Origin of the sequence: Tellurirhabdus bombi (genome assembly GCF_021484805.1) — a bacterium.
GTDB classification, from domain to species: Bacteria; Bacteroidota; Bacteroidia; order Cytophagales; family Spirosomataceae; genus Tellurirhabdus; species Tellurirhabdus bombi.
On sequence record NZ_CP090557.1, the window covers coordinates 667,423 to 683,352 of the forward strand.

General features: G+C 48.2%; 10 protein-coding genes. 8 read left to right on the forward strand and 2 right to left on the reverse strand.

Annotated features, from left to right (window positions below):
- Nucleotides 1-411 carry a molybdenum cofactor biosynthesis protein MoaE gene (locus L0Y31_RS03045; protein WP_234735664.1) on the forward strand — a complete coding sequence of 137 codons (411 nt, stop codon included), beginning with the start codon at nucleotides 1-3 and terminating at the stop codon, nucleotides 409-411.
- A 26-nt stretch (nucleotides 412-437) separates the two neighbouring features.
- On the opposite strand, the gene L0Y31_RS03050 is transcribed toward L0Y31_RS03045, so the two are convergent.
- Nucleotides 438-1,580 (reverse strand): endonuclease/exonuclease/phosphatase family protein, encoded by a 1,143-nt coding sequence (locus tag L0Y31_RS03050; RefSeq protein WP_234735665.1) that lies wholly within the window; start codon nucleotides 1,578-1,580, stop codon nucleotides 438-440.
- Between the two features lie 245 nt (nucleotides 1,581-1,825).
- On the opposite strand from L0Y31_RS03050, the gene L0Y31_RS03055 reads away from it, so the two are divergent.
- From L0Y31_RS03055 to L0Y31_RS03085, 7 genes are all read left to right on the forward strand, one after another.
- Complete coding sequence (locus tag L0Y31_RS03055; protein ID WP_234735666.1) at nucleotides 1,826-2,308, forward strand: ribosome maturation factor RimP; 483 nt, start codon at nucleotides 1,826-1,828, stop codon at nucleotides 2,306-2,308.
- Nucleotides 2,309-2,392: 84 nt separating this feature from the next.
- Entirely contained in the window at nucleotides 2,393-3,637 is a 1,245-nt protein-coding gene (nusA, locus tag L0Y31_RS03060; protein WP_234735667.1) for a transcription termination factor NusA, read from the forward strand.
- Nucleotides 3,638-3,741: 104 nt separating this feature from the next.
- Nucleotides 3,742-7,110, forward strand: a complete 3,369-nt coding sequence (gene infB, locus L0Y31_RS03065) for a translation initiation factor IF-2 (RefSeq protein WP_234735668.1) — start codon at nucleotides 3,742-3,744, stop codon at nucleotides 7,108-7,110.
- 335 nt (nucleotides 7,111-7,445) lie between these two features.
- On the forward strand, nucleotides 7,446-10,838 hold the full coding sequence (gene secA, locus L0Y31_RS03070) for a preprotein translocase subunit SecA (RefSeq protein WP_234735669.1): 3,393 nt from the start codon (nucleotides 7,446-7,448) through the stop codon (nucleotides 10,836-10,838).
- Nucleotides 10,839-11,010: 172 nt separating this feature from the next.
- Complete coding sequence (gene deoC / locus L0Y31_RS03075; RefSeq protein WP_234735670.1) at nucleotides 11,011-11,673, forward strand: deoxyribose-phosphate aldolase; 663 nt, start codon at nucleotides 11,011-11,013, stop codon at nucleotides 11,671-11,673.
- The gene (locus tag L0Y31_RS03080; RefSeq protein ID WP_234735671.1) at nucleotides 11,670-12,791 is read left to right on the forward strand and encodes a glycosyltransferase; all 1,122 of its coding nucleotides are present in this window, start codon (nucleotides 11,670-11,672) and stop codon (nucleotides 12,789-12,791) included. Before deoC ends, L0Y31_RS03080 begins: the two co-directional genes overlap by 4 nt.
- Before the next feature lie 102 nt (nucleotides 12,792-12,893).
- Nucleotides 12,894-13,841, forward strand: a complete 948-nt coding sequence (locus L0Y31_RS03085) for a 3-oxoacyl-ACP synthase III family protein (protein WP_234735672.1) — start codon at nucleotides 12,894-12,896, stop codon at nucleotides 13,839-13,841.
- Nucleotides 13,842-13,902: 61 nt separating this feature from the next.
- Here the strand turns inward: L0Y31_RS03085 and L0Y31_RS03090 are convergent, their stop codons facing one another.
- Nucleotides 13,903-15,861 (reverse strand): M1 family metallopeptidase, encoded by a 1,959-nt coding sequence (locus L0Y31_RS03090; protein ID WP_407084057.1) that lies wholly within the window; start codon nucleotides 15,859-15,861, stop codon nucleotides 13,903-13,905.
- Between the last annotated feature and the right edge of the window lie 69 nt (nucleotides 15,862-15,930).

Here is a 15,930-nt window from a genome sequence, read left to right on the forward strand (position 1 = left end):
ATGGTTACCATTATCACTGATCCAATTGACATGAACTCAGCTTATCAGCACGTTGCTGCGGACGAGGCTGGGGCGGTTGTTTTTTTCTTCGGAACAGTACGGAATAATACGCAGAAACGCGCCGTTGAGCGCCTCGAATACGAATCGTACGACGCCATGGCGATTCGGAAAATGCAGGAGATTGTTGACCAGGCCTGTCAGCAATGGAATGTTCAACGCTACGCCGTAATCCACCGCAAAGGCAATCTCCAGATTGGCGACATGGCGGTTCTGGTGGGTGTCTCAACGCCGCATCGCGCCGACGCTTTTGACGCAGCCCGCTACATCATCGACACGCTGAAAAAGGAAGTGCCCATCTGGAAGAAAGAGGTTTTTGAGGATGGCGAAGTCTGGGTTGATGCCCATCCCTGACGGATTTGTATTTGCCAAAGAGCGTTTTATGGCTGGTCTTGATTTAAAACATATTCGGCCACAATCGGGTAATGATCTGAATATTTGACACTATCGACGGTGGTATAATTAATTGCTTTCAGGCTGCTGTCATCATAAAACTGATTGTCGATGCGAATAAAACCCGGCGGCTTATGGTACGAGAAGCCAAAGCCCCTACCGGCGTCCTCAAATGCATTGTGAAGCAGCTGCCGCAAACGGCCATAGGTAACGCTGTAGGGTGTATCGTTAAAATCGCCGCCTACAATAACGGGATACGGACTTTCACGCACGAAATTTTCCAGAATATGAATTTGATCGCGTCTGAGAATAAACCCGTCTCGTAGCTTGCGAAGGATTCCTTTGGTTTCTGCCCGGACAACTGTCGCATCTTTTTTCTTCAGCAGTTTTCCTACCCGAATACCCATCGACTCCATGTGTACACTGAACACCCGCACGGTGTCGGTATGCGCCACAATATCGGCCCAGACGAGGCCATTGAAGCCGTTGTTTTCGCCTTCAAAGCTAAGTTCGCCGTGCTTGACAATGGGATAGCGGGAAAAAAGAGCAACACCAATGAAGCCATCTTCCCGCTGATTTTCTGGCGCATGAAGCAGCACCCGATGCGGATAGCCCGCTTTTTCCAATCGCTGAATGATGTCCCAGCTGGGTATGTTCTTATGGTTGAAAAACTCCTGAAAGCATTTCACATCGGATGGTTCCTGAATTACCCAATCCTGCATGGGCGTTTTTGCATCAGGCTTATCATCGTGTTTGTTCTCATACTCATTGAAACTCATAACATTGTAGCTCATCACGCGCAGCGTGTTCTGGGCTGCCAACGGCTGCGAGGCACTGTTAATACCCAAAGTACGGGGCCAGAAGGGAATCCCGAAGAGCAGCGTAACCAGGGGCAGAACGCTTCGGGCGGGTCGCTTGGTGACTAGCCAGAATACGAGAAACAGCACATTCATTCCCCAAGCTATCGGTAGGGAAATCATCAGCATACTGGCCGACCAGTGTTCGAGCGGCAGGTAATAGCACAAGTAATAAACCAGCAGTGTATAGAGAAACAGCAGAATATTCAGCGACCAGAGAATCGAACCAATAAAGCGCGCTACGGAGGCTACCAACCAGAATACAACTTTCATAAAAAACGCAGCAGATGAAGTTCTTTGCCGAACCGCCAGAAGGCATCAGTGAGATGGTTTCGCCGGCAAAGGTACGAAGCCTAACGTGCTTACCGTCTTTCGTTACCGATTATTAAAAAAAAGTACTCCCTTTAAGCATCTAATTGGAAAACAACGAAAAACCTCCTATCTTTGCGCAACTTACCAACAAATAGTTGTTGCTTGGGAAAGGGGGAAGTTATTCCCCTTTTTTGTTACTATACGGTATGGATGTTAAAGCCAAAGTAACCGAGTTACTTCAACCCTATCTGAACGAAGATCAGTTTTTTATCGTTGATATACAGGTATCTCCTTCTCGTAGCCGCTCGAAAATAACCGTTTTGCTGGATAGCGATACCGGAATCACCATTGATGAGTGCACTGAAATAAGTCGTCGGCTGGGAAGTCAACTGGAAGAATTAGATTTGTTTGACGGTGCCGCTTTCGTGTGGGAAGTTTCCTCACCGGGAATAGGTGAACCGTTAACGCTGCTGCGGCAGTACCGGAAAAACATTGGACGCGAAGTAACTGTTCTGTTAAACGACGGGCAAATCCGCAAAGGAACACTGGAAGACGCGAATGACGAACGCATCCTCATCACGGAAACGCCCGTAAAGAAACCGAAGAAAAAAGATCCACCCGCCAGTGGTCCGGTTGAAATACCGTTTACAGATATTAAAAAAACCACAATACAAGTGTCATTTAAGTAATTGATTGAAGTCTGAAGTTGAACAGAATACAACAACTTTGAGTCCCAATCAGGACTGCTTCAACCTCTATACTCATTGAAAGCTATGGATAGCGGAATATTAATTGAGTCGTTTTCCGACTTTGCCCGTTCGAAAAATATTGACCGACCGACGATGATCAAAATTCTGGAAGATGTCTTCCGGACGATGATTCGTAAAAAATTCGGCACGGACGAAAACTTCGACGTTATCATTAACGCCGAAAGTGGTGACCTTGAAATGTGGCGTACCCGTGAGATTGTTGATGATAACTCAGAGGATATCTGGGATTTCGATAAAATACCCCTGGCCGATGCGCACAAAATCCAACCGGATTTTGAAGTAGGGGAGCAAGTGGCTGAATTGGTCAAACTGGAAGATTTTGGACGGCGTGTCGTACAAACGGCCCGTCAGACGCTGATTCAGAAAGTAAAAGATTTAGAGAAGGAACTTCTTTACGAGAAATACAAAAACCAGGTTGGCGACCTGCTCAACGGGGAAGTTTACCAAATTCTGAAAAACGAAGTCATCCTGCATGACTCGGAAGAAAACGAATTAAGTCTGCCGAAGAACGAGCAAATTTCAAAAGACCGCTACCGCAAAGGCGAAACCATTAAAGCAGTAGTACACCGGGTAGAGATGATTAACGGTACGCCTAAAATCGTTCTGTCCCGTACTTCTCCTGTTTTCCTGGAGCGCCTGTTCGAGAATGAGATTCCGGAGATTTACGATGGACTCATCTCAATCCGTAAGATTGTTCGTGAGCCAGGTGAACGTGCCAAAGTAGCCGTTGAATCCTATGACGACCGCATTGACCCAGTTGGGGCGTGTGTGGGTATGAAAGGATCTCGTATACATAGCATTGTCCGTGAACTGGGCAACGAAAATATTGACGTTATTAACTATACCGAAAACTTTGAGCTATTGGTACAACGGGCGTTAAGTCCAGCCAAGATTAGCTCGATGCAGATCGACCGCGACGCGAAACGTGTTTCGGTGTTTCTGAAACCAGATCAGGTTTCTTTGGCGATCGGCAAAGGTGGCCAGAATATCAAGCTGGCTGGCCGGTTAGTAGGAATGGAAATTGACGTTTTCCGTGACGTAGAAGGTCAGGAAGACGACGAGGACATCGCTTTGTCGGAATTCAACGACGAAATCGATGATTGGATGATTGATGAACTCCGGCGGGTCGGTCTAGATACAGCCAAAAGTGTGTTGGCTCGTTCAAAAGATGAACTCGTGCGGATGACGGATTTGGAAGAAGATACCATTGAGGAGATCCTTTCCATTTTACGTCAGGAATTCGAGTAGAACATAGGATGTATGATCGCGATTTATTTCAACAAACTAGTTGATATGGCCTAAATCTTACATCACCATTTTTAAAAGCCTATTGAATATTCTAATCCATAAGTATGGCAGAAGATAAATCCATGCGCTTGAGCCAAGTGGCAAAAATTCTTAACGTTGGAATCGGCAGCGTTATTAAGGATCTTTCTGCCAAAGGGTTTAAAGTTGATATGAATCCCAATGCCAAAATCTCTTACAATCAGCTGGAGATTTTGTCAAAGGACCATAAAAATACCGAATTACTGAGTAAGGCTTCGGCGCCAGCGCCCAAGCCTGAGCCAGTTGCTGCGCCTGCGCCTGCACCGGTTGCCAAACCAACGCCAGCGCCACAGCCACCTGTTGCTCAACCAGCTCCCAAGCCTGTTGAACCACCTAAGCCGGTTCAGCCAACACCTGTATCTGTACCAGTAGCAAAAACGGAAGAGCCAGCGCCAAAACCCGTTGAGCCAGCTCCGGTTCAGGCACCAGCCCCAGCACCGAAGCCTGTTGAACCAGCTCCGATTGCCAAAGTTGAAACTCCGGCTCCCAAACCAGTGGAATCGCCAAAGCCTACTCCTCCTCCTGTAGCAGTGCAGCCAACGCCAGCACCCGCTCCAGCTCCGGAACCACAACCAAGTTCAAGTCCGGCGGCGGAAAAGCCAGCGGAACCTGCTTCTGCGAATGATTTACTTTCGCGTCCAGTTGTACAAGGTTTGAAGGTTCTGGGCAAGATTGATTTAAACCCGTCCAAGCCAGCTCAACCCCAGAATCGGGAAGGTGGACCACGCGATGGCAACCGCCCCAATCGGGAAGGTGGTCAGCGCGACAATCGTCCTAACCGGGATGGTGGACCGCGGGAGAATCGCAACGAAGGTGGACAGCGCCAGGGTGATGCTAATCGCGAAGGAAGACCCCGTGATGGTCGTAACGAGGGCCAAGGACAACGTGAAAATCGTCCGCAGGCACAACCTCAGCAACCCCGCGAGAACCGCCCGGTTGAAGCCCGGCAACAACCGCCTCGGGAAGAAGTAAAACCACCACAACCACCGCAACCAACATTTGAACCTGTTCAGGAGCCTGAACCAGAATTAATTCGGGCTCAGGGTGAGAAATTGCAGGGCTTGAAAGTACTTGGTACGATTGAGCTGCCTTCTGACCGGAACAAACGCGGAGGTGCTGGTACTAACGAAAGCCGCGACCGAGACAACCGTGAGAAGCGCAAGCGCAAACGGATGCGTGTCCCTGCTGCGGGCCAACCGCCTGTTCAGGGTCAGGGTAGTGCTCCACAAGGAGAACGCCAGGGTCAAGGTGGAGTTAACCGAGGTCCGGAAAACAGAACCCGTGATAATAACGCTAATCCGAACAATCGGAATCGCGATAATAATAACGCCAATACGCCCAATCGTCCACAAACTGGTACAAACCAAGGTCAAGGTACAGGTCAGAACCAGGGACAAGGCACTGCCAATAAAGCTCCTAACACGAATGTAGGAACAGGAGCTGGTAACAAAAATAAAGGCCGGGGACCCCGCGACCGTCGTGAGGAGCCTACGGAACGTGAAGTACGTGACTCCATCAAAGCCACCCAGGCTCGTATGAGCGGTGGTAAAGCGAACCGGGGTGCCGACCGTCGTCGTGATCGCCGTAGCGAACGCGCTGAGCGGGAACGCGAACGTTTGGAAGCGGAACAGGTAGAAGCAAAAATCCTGAAAGTAACCGAGTTCGTATCAGCCAATGACCTGGCATCGATGATGGATGTATCGGTCAACGAAGTAATTGGTACGTGTATGAGCCTGGGTATGTTCGTTTCGATCAACCAGCGCCTTGATGCAGAAGCCATTACGGTTATTGCCGATGAGTTTGGTTACGATATTCAGTTTGTATCGGCCGAAGACGAAATCGAAGCAGGTCTGGAAGAAGAAGCCGATGTGGAAGACGCTCTGGAACCGCGCGCGCCGATTGTGACCATCATGGGTCACGTTGACCACGGTAAAACGTCTTTGCTTGACTACATTCGTCGTACAAAAGTGGCAGCCGGTGAGGCCGGGGGGATTACGCAGCACATCGGTGCCTATAGCGTAGAAACCCACGATGGCCGGATGATTACGTTCCTGGATACACCGGGTCACGAGGCCTTTACCGCCATGCGTGCCCGTGGTGCCAAAGTTACGGACGTTGTTATCATCGTGATTGCTGCTGACGATAGCGTGATGCCACAAACGCGGGAGGCAATCAACCACGCCCAGGTAGCTGGTGTACCGATTGTCTTTGCCTTTAGTAAGGTGGACAAACCGGGAGCCAATACCGAGAAAATTCGGGAAGAACTTGCCCAGATGAATATGCTGGTTGAAGAATGGGGCGGTAAGTACCAAACACAGGAGATCTCATCGAAATCCGGTATGGGTATTAACGACCTACTCGACAAAGTTCTTCTGGAAGCTGAATTGCTTGAACTAAAAGCAAATCCAAATAAACGCGGTGTTGGTACCGTTATTGAAGCCTCACTGGATAAAGGTCGGGGTTACGTAACAACCATGCTCGTACAGAGTGGAACCCTGAAACAAGGAGATGTAGTCTTGGTTGGTGCGCACTTTGGTCGTATCCGTGCCATGACCGACGATATTGGCCAGCGTTTGAAAAGCGCCGGTCCGTCAACGCCGGTACAGATTCTGGGTCTCCCCGGTGCACCACAGGCAGGTGATCGCTTCAACGTAACTGAAACAGAACGGGAAGCTCGTGAAATAGCGAACAAACGGGAACAGTTACTGCGCGAACAAAACCTGCGTACTCGCAAGCACATTACGCTGGAAGAGATTGGTCGCCGGAAAGCGATTGGAAGCTTTAAAGAACTAAACGTAATTGTGAAAGGTGACGTGGATGGTTCGGTAGAAGCCCTTTCGGATTCACTCTTGAAACTGTCTACTGAAGAAGTTCAGGTGAACATCATCCAGAAGGCGGTTGGTCAGATTTCCGAATCCGACGTACTGTTAGCTTCTGCTTCTGATGCCATCGTGATTGGCTTCCAGGTTCGTCCGTCGGCAAACGCCCGTCGTCTGGCCGAGCAGGAACAGATCGAGATTCGCCTGTACTCGATTATTTACGATGCTATCAATGAAGTGAAGGATGCCATGGAAGGTCTCTTGGCTCCAACAACGGAAGAAGTCATTGTGGGTAATATTGATGTTCGCGAAGTCTTCAAAATCAGCAAAATCGGTACTGTTGCCGGTTGTATGGTTACAGAAGGGACGATCAAACGCAATAACAAAGTTCGGGTTATCCGCGACTTCATTGTGGTCCACACGGGTGAAATCAGTGCGCTCAAACGCTTCAAAGACGATGTCAATGAAGTGCGTAACGGCTACGAATGTGGTCTGAGCATTAAAAACTGGAATGACATCCAGGAAGGAGATACCATCGAAAGCTTCGAACTAAAAGAAGTGAAGCGGACTCTATAAGTTTTAATTCATCGGGTAGCTCTTTGTTACCCGATGCGTTTAAAGCGTTATTAAAAGTTACGAGTGAGCCGAACCTTCTTTTGGCTCACTTTTTTTGTGGTCTAATGGTTGATAATGTGGATGTAGAGAAGTGTAGTTGTTGTCATTCGCAGGAATTAGGTATACATAAAAGCTACTTTAGAAAACCTTTCTTCCGGCTAAAATTCCTTTTCTGACCCATTAAAACCGCCTTTCACGAAATTCCAACGCTAAGGCAATGAATCACACACGTAATTTGTTAGTATACTAAGCGTAAACCGCTAATTTTGCAGAAGTTTTTCCCAAGCAAGAAATCAATGATTAACCTTATCACTAAAGGAATTACCAAGCTATTCGGTACAAAGGCACAGCGGGACTTAAAAGAGTTATTTCCGTATGTGGAAAAAGTAAATACTGAATTTGCTAAACTGGCATCCCTTTCGAACGACGAATTACGGAACGTAACCCTCGAACTTAAAAAGACCATTGCTCAGGGATTACAGGACATTGATAATCAATTAGCTGATCTTACCCAGCAAGTTTCTGCCCAGCCTGAACTGGATGTAGATCAGAAACAGGTTATTTTTAGCCAAATTGATAAGCTGGAAGCTGACCGTAACAAAGAGCTGGAAAGAGTGTTGCTGGACATTCTTCCGCAGGGATTTGCAGTGGTTAAAGAAACAGCCCGACGCTTTACAGAAAATGACCAACTTGAAGTAACCGCTACCGAATTCGACCGTGAAATAGCGACTCGCAAACGGAATGTTGTTATCCAAGGCGATAAGGCCTATTGGGCCAATACCTGGGACGCCGCTGGCTCTCCCATCAAATGGAACATGGTGCACTACGATGTACAAATCATCGGTGGTACCGTACTCCACCAGGGTAAAATCTCGGAAATGGCAACCGGGGAAGGGAAAACGCTCGTGGCTTCGTTTCCTGCCTATTTGAACGCCATTGCCGGACGCGGTGTGCACATTGTTACCGTGAACGACTACCTGGCTAAACGTGACTCCGAGTGGATGGCTCCCCTATTTGAGTTCCACGGTCTTCGCGTTGACTGTATCGATAAATACCAGCCCAATTCACACGCCCGCAAACAGGCTTATCTAGCTGATATTACTTACGGAACAAACAACGAATTTGGTTTCGACTACCTGCGGGATAACATGGCGCGGAATACCGACGAACTGGTACAACGCAAGCACCATTATGCCATGGTCGATGAGGTTGACTCCGTACTGATTGACGACGCCCGGACACCTTTGATCATTTCTGGTCCGGTTCCCCGTGGTGACGAACAGGATTTTACTGAATTAAAACCACGCATTGCCCGCGTCGTAGAAGCCCAGCGTAAGTTGACGATGGATTTGCTGAACGAAGCGAAAAAGAAAATTGCGGCGGGTGATGAGAAAGAAGGCGGCGTTGCTCTGTTCCGGGCTCACCGTGGTTTTCCGAAATACAAACCGCTGATTAAATACCTTAGTGAAACCGGCATTCGGCAGGTGCTGCAAAAAACAGAGTCGATTTATCTGGCCGAAAACCAGAAGTTGATGCCCGAAGCCGATGCTCCGCTTTACTTCACCATTGACGAACGCCACAATAGCGTCGACCTAACGGAAAAAGGTATTGACTTTATTACGGGTTCCGGCGAAGATCCAAACTTCTTTATTCTGCCTGATTTATCGGTTGATCTAAGTGTTGCTGAAAAAGACAGTAACTATACTGAGCAGGAGAAAATTCTGGTTAAAGAGTCCATTATTCGGGATTATGCCGTAAAAACGCAGCGCATCAATACCGTCACGCAGCTCCTGAAAGCGTTCTCGCTGTTTGAATTGAACGTCGATTACGTGATCATGGACGGCAAGATCAAGATCGTCGATGAGCAGACAGGCCGGATTATGGAAGGACGTCGCTGGTCGGATGGTCTGCACCAGGCCGTTGAAGCTAAAGAAGGTGTTCGGGTTGAAGACGCAACGCAAACCTACGCTACGGTTACGCTGCAAAATTATTTCCGGATGTACCACAAATTAGCGGGTATGACGGGTACGGCTGAAACCGAAGCGGGTGAATTCTGGCAGATTTATAAATTGGATGTTGTCGTTATTCCAACGAACCGAAACATCGTTCGGAAGGATGAAGAAGATAAGGTTTACCGGTCTGTTCGGGAGAAATACAACGCCGTTGTTGACGAAATTGTAGCCCTCGTTGAGAAAGGCCGCCCTATTCTGGTTGGTACAACTTCGGTAGAAAACTCCGAAATTCTTAGCCGTTTGCTGACGTTGCGGAAAATTCCGCACCAGGTTTTGAACGCAAAGCACCACCAGCGCGAGGCCGAAATCGTAGCCGAAGCCGGAAAACCCGGAACGGTTACCATCGCCACCAACATGGCTGGTCGGGGAACGGATATTAAGCTAACCCCAGAATCGAAAACAGCCGGTGGTTTGGCAATTATCGGTACGGAACGCCACGAATCACGCCGCGTTGACCGGCAGTTGCGCGGTCGGGCTGGTCGTCAAGGAGACCCGGGAACCTCGCAGTTCTTCGTGTCGCTGGAAGATAGCCTGATGCGTTTGTTTGGTTCTGATCGCATTGCCAAAGTTATGGACCGGATGGGTCTGGAAGAAGGTGAAGTAATTCAGCATTCCATGATTACGAAGTCCATCGAACGGGCGCAGAAGAAGGTAGAAGAAAACAACTTTGGTGTTCGGAAACGTCTGCTTGAATACGATGACGTAATGAACTACCAACGCGAGGCTATTTACAAACGCCGCCGCAACGCCCTTTTCGGTGACCGTCTGGCTCTTGACATTGCCAACATCATGTTCGATGTCTGTGAAGATGTTGTCAACAACGCAGAAGGTAATTACGACGAGGTGCAGCTTCAGTTATTAACTACGCTGGGTCTCCAGACGCAGTTGAGCCGCGAAGAGTTCGCCAACTTGAAAAAGCCTGATGCAATCAATAAATTATACCAGGAGGCTGAAGCGCACTACCGTGACAAAAACGATGCGATTCGCCAGAAAACCAGCCCGGTACTAAAGTCTGTGTTGGCCGAGCGGGGCGCCGTTGTTCAGGATATTGTCGTTCCGTTTAGTGATGGTCTGCACGAACTGATGGTGGTGGCCAACTTGCGCCAGGCTATCGAAACCGAAGGCCGGACACTCATCACGGAAATGGAAAAAGCGGTGTCTTTGTCCGTTATTGACCAGGAGTGGAAAGAGCATTTGCGTGAGATGGACGATCTGAAACAGTCGGTTCAGAATGCTGTTTTCGAGCAAAAAGACCCCTTGCTGGTTTACAAATTTGAATCCGTCGAATTGTTCAAACGCTTCCTGTCGAAAGTAAATTTTGACACAATTAACTTCCTGGGCAAATCTGACATTCCGGTTGAAAACCACGGACCAGATGGTCAGGAAGAGCTGGAACAGGAGATCAAACAGGCGGCTGTTAGTGGCCCTCCGAAGCAGCAGCAACCAGAACTGCATACCAACAAGGAAGATCATGACGAACCCGTAGCCGGTGGTCCACAGGAATATGCGCGTAAAATGGCTTCCGCCGAAAAGCAAGCGCCAGTTCGCAACATTAAAGTGGCTAATCGCAACGAGCGGGTTAACGTTCAATATGCAGATGGTACCGTGAAGCGGGATGTCAAGTATAAAACCGTTGAAAACGATATCGAAAGTGGCCGTGCCATTTTGATCGAGTAAACTCGCCGCCAAGCGCTGCCAATAGCTAAAGCCTCTGTAATGCGTATCCGCTTGCCGGTTCAATTTACAGGGGCTTTAAAGCTCTGCCGGTATGCAATCCAAACAGCATTCTTTATCGTATTTCTAAATATTCGTTTTTTAGGCTTTGACCGGCTTGCTACCTTGACCCTTAATGATCGCTTTAGCTTCTTATATTGATCATACAAACCTTAAGCCTACTGCCACCGAAACCGATATTCGAAAGCTCTGCGGCGAAACCATTCAGCACCAGTTTAAAACCCTTTGCGTGGCTCCGCACTATGTCTCCTACGTGCGCGACATGCTGGAATTTTATCCGACAATTCCAATTTGCACAGTTATTGGATTTCCATTGGGTTATCAGACAACAGGTGTTAAATTGCTGGAAACTGAGCAGGCTATGGAAAATGGTGCCACGGAGATCGATGTAGTCATGAATTTGAGTGCGTTTAAGTCAATGGCTTATCAAACCGTCCAGCTAGAGATTCAAAAGTTATCGGAACTGGTTCATAGCCGCAATGGATTACTAAAAGTCATCATTGAAACGGCTTATCTCGATGGCCACGAGCTTCGCATTGCCTGCGAACTATGCGCCGAAGCCGAAACGGATTTTGTCAAAACGTCAACTGGTTTTGCGGCCAGCGGGGCCGATCTGGAGCAAGTGCGACTGATGCGTTCTTATCTGCCCGAATCGATTCAAATCAAGGCGTCGGGTGGTATTAAAGACCATACGCAGGCTTTAAACTTCATCGAGGCCGGGGCAACACGCATCGGCACTTCGTCGGGTGTTGCCATCATTGAAGAATCGGCCAAATGAGAAAAAAGCGCGTTCTGCACATCAGTACGGCTCACCGTCCTTATGATCCACGTATTGTGTATAAACAGTGTCCGTCGCTTGCAGAACGGTATGAAGTCTATTGCGCCATTCCTGACGCAGATGCTTCGGTTTCAGCCGATATTCACTTTATCAGGCTTCCATTTTTCAAACAGGTCATTTTAAGATTACTGATTACCTGTCCACTGATTGTTTTTAAGACCATCTGGCTTCGTCCGGCAATTATTCACATTTATGTTCCTGAATTTTTGCCCTTCGCATACCTGTACCGCTTGCTAGGCGCTTCTGTTGTTTACGAGGTACAGGAGAACCTTTTCAAGAAAATGCACCTCAAATCCTTTAATCGGGGATGGCTCCTGGAAAAGCCTTTTTATTGGCTGGATCATCTGGCCAGAAAGCACTTCTTCTTTGTTCTCACTGAACACGGCTATCTCAACACCTATACCAATCTTTCTAAGCCCTACGCTGTTGTTTACAACTATCCGCTGCTTTCTTTTCTGGAGCCTTATCGCAGACCCTATCGACAGGCCAGCGATCCGGTTGAGTTTTTTTACATCGGCTGGATTAGTTTTGAACGTTCGCTGGATACGATGCTGGAAGCCTTTGCCCTCCTGAAAGAGGATTACCCCCATTTTCGGTTTCATTTGTTTGGACGGCGGCTTTTTACGCAGGAAAGACTGGAAAGCGTACCGGCTTACCAAACGGTAAAGGATAACTTTATTTTTTACGATTACGCCGACCAGCGCCAGGCATTTTCCTACGCAGCGAAAGCCGTTGCCGGACTTGCCCTATTGAAGCCGCTGGGAGACTACCCTGAATCGTATACAACCAAGATGTTTGAGTACATGGCTTTGGGCTTGCCCGTTATTACCTCAGACTTTTTACTCTATCAGGACGTAGTCGAACGGCACGATTGCGGTTTTTGCCTAAACCCGTATAATGCAATTTTGCTCGCTGAAAAACTCCGTTATCTAATCGAAAATCCTGCGGCAGCCGAAGCCATGGGCCAAAGAGGGATTGAAGCAGCGAAAACCAACTATAATTGGGACATCGAAAAGAGAAAACTCATCAATCTTTACGAAATTATAGAACAATATTAGTATATTATGGTATTGTTCTAATTTTCAATACCATAGATTCTGGGAAATACTTAATTTCCCGTGATGGATTCGAGTATGCTCGTCTCCGGTCTTTAGTTTGTTATGCTATATATTCATGCAGTTAGCCATTACTTACCCAGTCAAGTGGTTGGTAATGAACATTTTACACAGCTCAATGGACTTTCGAGTGAGTGGATTATTGAACGGACTGGTATCAAGGAACGCCGAAAGGCCGGACCCGATGAAAATACAAATACCATGGCGCTGGAAGCGGTCCGTCGACTATTCGATGTTACCACAATCGAACCTTCCCAAATCGATTTAATCGTCGGAGCTACTTATACGCCCCACGACACAATTGTCACCCTTGCGCACGTTGTTCAGCATAATTTAGGGGTTCCCGATATTCCGGTTGTTTCCGTTTCGACTGCTTGCTCATCCCTTCTAAATGCAATTGAAGTGGTAGAAGGCTACTTTGCCATGAATAAAGCATCCTTGGCAGTGGTTGTCGTTTCTGAGCACAATACGGCTTACAACAACGAACAGGATACGGTATCTGGTCACCTTTGGGGAGACGGTTCCTCGGCACTGCTAATTTCCAAAGAGCGGCTGAGCGAAGATGATATGACCATTCATCATATCATAACGGGCGGAGCTGCCACAAGCGGCAAGGCAACAACGGGCGTTGTATTGAAACCTTTGGAGAAAGGGGTTATCATGCCGCATGGCCGCGATGTGTTTATTAATGCCTGTCAGTACATGCCAAAGGTCAGCATTCAGGTATTGGAGAAAGCAGGGCTGTCCCTGGATGATGTGGCGTATTTGATTCCGCATCAGGCTAATCTTCGCATTAGTATGAATGTCATCAACACCCTGAAACTTCCCGAATCAAAGCTGCTTTCCAACATCCAGCGTTTAGGAAATACGGGTTGTTCCGGTTGCGCCATTGCTTTGTCAGAACACCGAAGCCAGTTTAAAAAGGGCGAATGGATTGTTTTAACCGTTTTTGGCGGTGGCTATTCGTTCGGAGCCATGCTGGTTGAAGCATAAAAAAATGGCCTACCAGCAAGTTTGTAACCTGCTGGTAGGCCATTTTATCTTTTTGAGGCTTTTACTGGGCCTCTCCTTTCCAGGTGTTGTTTCTAGGATTGATATCCGGCAATTTTTTATCGGGATCAATCACAACCGTGCGAAGCGCCGACGTAGTAGGTACTTTGAATGTCCATCTTCCGCCCCGCTGCCATACTTCTACGGGTAGATTAACGCGTGACTTTTTGCCATTCGTTTCCACGACTTCCACGCTGGTTGGCATGGCCATTTTTTCCAGGTTCTCAATAGTGATCAGCGAGCCTTTTTCCGGGCTATTATCAACGTATTTTACATCCCTCACCGACTGGTCCAGTTTCCAGGTTTCGTAGTAATAGCCTTTCCAGAACCAGCTCAAATCTTCCCCAGCCGCATTTTCGATAGTCCGGAAGAAGTCATAAGGGGTTGGGTGTTTAAAGGCCCAACGCTGTACATAAACCCGGAATGCGTAATCGAACCGGTCTGGTCCCAGAATTACGTCACGCAGCAATTTAAGGCCCATTCCTGGCTTGAAATAGCCCAACGTTCCCCACGCACGCGTTTGAACCACATCTGGTCTCGTCAGAATTGGCTCGTCCCACTGAAACAAGGCGGGAGCAAGATCGTGCATGTTAGTACGCTCGTTGTTGTATTCTCCGTTGTTAAAGTTTGCAGTAGACAGGATGTTGATAAAGGTGTTAAATCCTTCGTCCATCCAGGCGTATTTCCGCTCGTTATTCCCTACAATCATCGGGAACCAGTTATGCCCAAATTCGTGGTCGGTTACGCCCCAGAGTCCGTCTTTTTTCGACCGCCAGTGGCAGAAAACAATGCCTGGGTATTCCATACCGCCCACCACACCAGCTACGTTGGTGGCCACCGGGTAGGTATACTCCATGATGTACTTTGAATAAAATTCAATGCAGCCTTTTACATACTCCGTTGAGCGGCCCCAGGCATCACGCCCGTCGCTTTCAACCGGATAGGCTGACATCGCCAGCGATTTCTTCCCGCTCGGCAGGTTAATCCGGGCAGCATCCCAGATAAAGGCTTTCGATGAAGCCCAGGCCACATCACGGGTGTTCTGGCACCGGAATCGCCAGGTTAGCGTTCCAGACTGCTTCGGACGGCTTTGTGGGCTATTCACTTCATCCGCCGAACGGAGCATTACCGTTTTGTCGGAGTTGCGAGCCTGCTCCATTCTTTGTTGCTGCTGCGAGGTTAGTACATCCTGCGGATTTAACAGTTCGCCAGAGCCAACCACAATGTGATTCCAGGGAGCGGTTACCGAATACTCCATGTCACCATATTCCAGATAAAACTCACCAGCCCCCAGGTACGGCAATACGTTCCAACCCTGAATATCGTCGTAAACGCACATGCGGGGATACCACTGCGCTATTTCATAAATGTTACCGTTTTTGGTTGGCTGGATTCCTGTCCGGTCGGAGCCGTAAGCCGGAATAAGGTACGAATAAGTGATTTTCAGACGCACCGTACCGTCGTGTTTCAGGGGCTCGGCCAAGCGCACCTGCATGCGCGTATCGGTAATCAGGTAATTAAGCGGCGTCGATTTTTTGCCCTGCTCAATAGTTACCGACTGGATTTTATACCCACCCGCAAAATTCTGGTTTCCGAAACGGCCACCCGATACAGGTGTTGTCTTAGCCGACCGCGAGGTATCAGCGAATGCATTTTGATCAAGTTGTAACCATAAAAACGGCAGGTCGTCGGTACTGTTGTTTTTATACGCAATTTCGACATCGCCACTTACCGTATTCTGCTGATCGTTCAGCGTTACATTAATGCGATAATCTGCCCGATTCTGCCAGTAACGCGGGCCCGGAGCGCCGCTACCTGTGCGGTAGTCATTACCCGGCTGCATGTTGAAAAGCGGATGAAACAGCTCGTGCGGATCATACTTACTCGTTTCTGACGAAGTGTTTTGGGCAAATGATTGAAAAAAAACAATCAGACAGCCCAGCAGGATAGTTACTTTTTTCATAATGTAAGGCGGCTGTTTTTGCTAATGCCTAGCCGCATCTATCTTGGAATTAAATAAATCTAATCGCAT

Coding starts and splice junctions, on each gene's coding strand:
- L0Y31_RS03045 (WP_234735664.1), top strand. CDS start 1: ATGGTTACCATTATCACTGATCCAATTGACATGAACTCAGCTTATCAG.
- L0Y31_RS03050 (WP_234735665.1), bottom strand. CDS start 1,580: ATGAAAGTTGTATTCTGGTTGGTAGCCTCCGTAGCGCGCTTTATTGGT.
- L0Y31_RS03055 (WP_234735666.1), top strand. CDS start 1,826: ATGGATGTTAAAGCCAAAGTAACCGAGTTACTTCAACCCTATCTGAAC.
- nusA (WP_234735667.1), top strand. CDS start 2,393: ATGGATAGCGGAATATTAATTGAGTCGTTTTCCGACTTTGCCCGTTCG.
- infB (WP_234735668.1), top strand. CDS start 3,742: ATGGCAGAAGATAAATCCATGCGCTTGAGCCAAGTGGCAAAAATTCTT.
- secA (WP_234735669.1), top strand. CDS start 7,446: ATGATTAACCTTATCACTAAAGGAATTACCAAGCTATTCGGTACAAAG.
- deoC (WP_234735670.1), top strand. CDS start 11,011: ATGATCGCTTTAGCTTCTTATATTGATCATACAAACCTTAAGCCTACT.
- L0Y31_RS03080 (WP_234735671.1), top strand. CDS start 11,670: ATGAGAAAAAAGCGCGTTCTGCACATCAGTACGGCTCACCGTCCTTAT.
- L0Y31_RS03085 (WP_234735672.1), top strand. CDS start 12,894: ATGCTATATATTCATGCAGTTAGCCATTACTTACCCAGTCAAGTGGTT.
- L0Y31_RS03090 (WP_407084057.1), bottom strand. CDS start 15,861: ATGAAAAAAGTAACTATCCTGCTGGGCTGTCTGATTGTTTTTTTTCAA.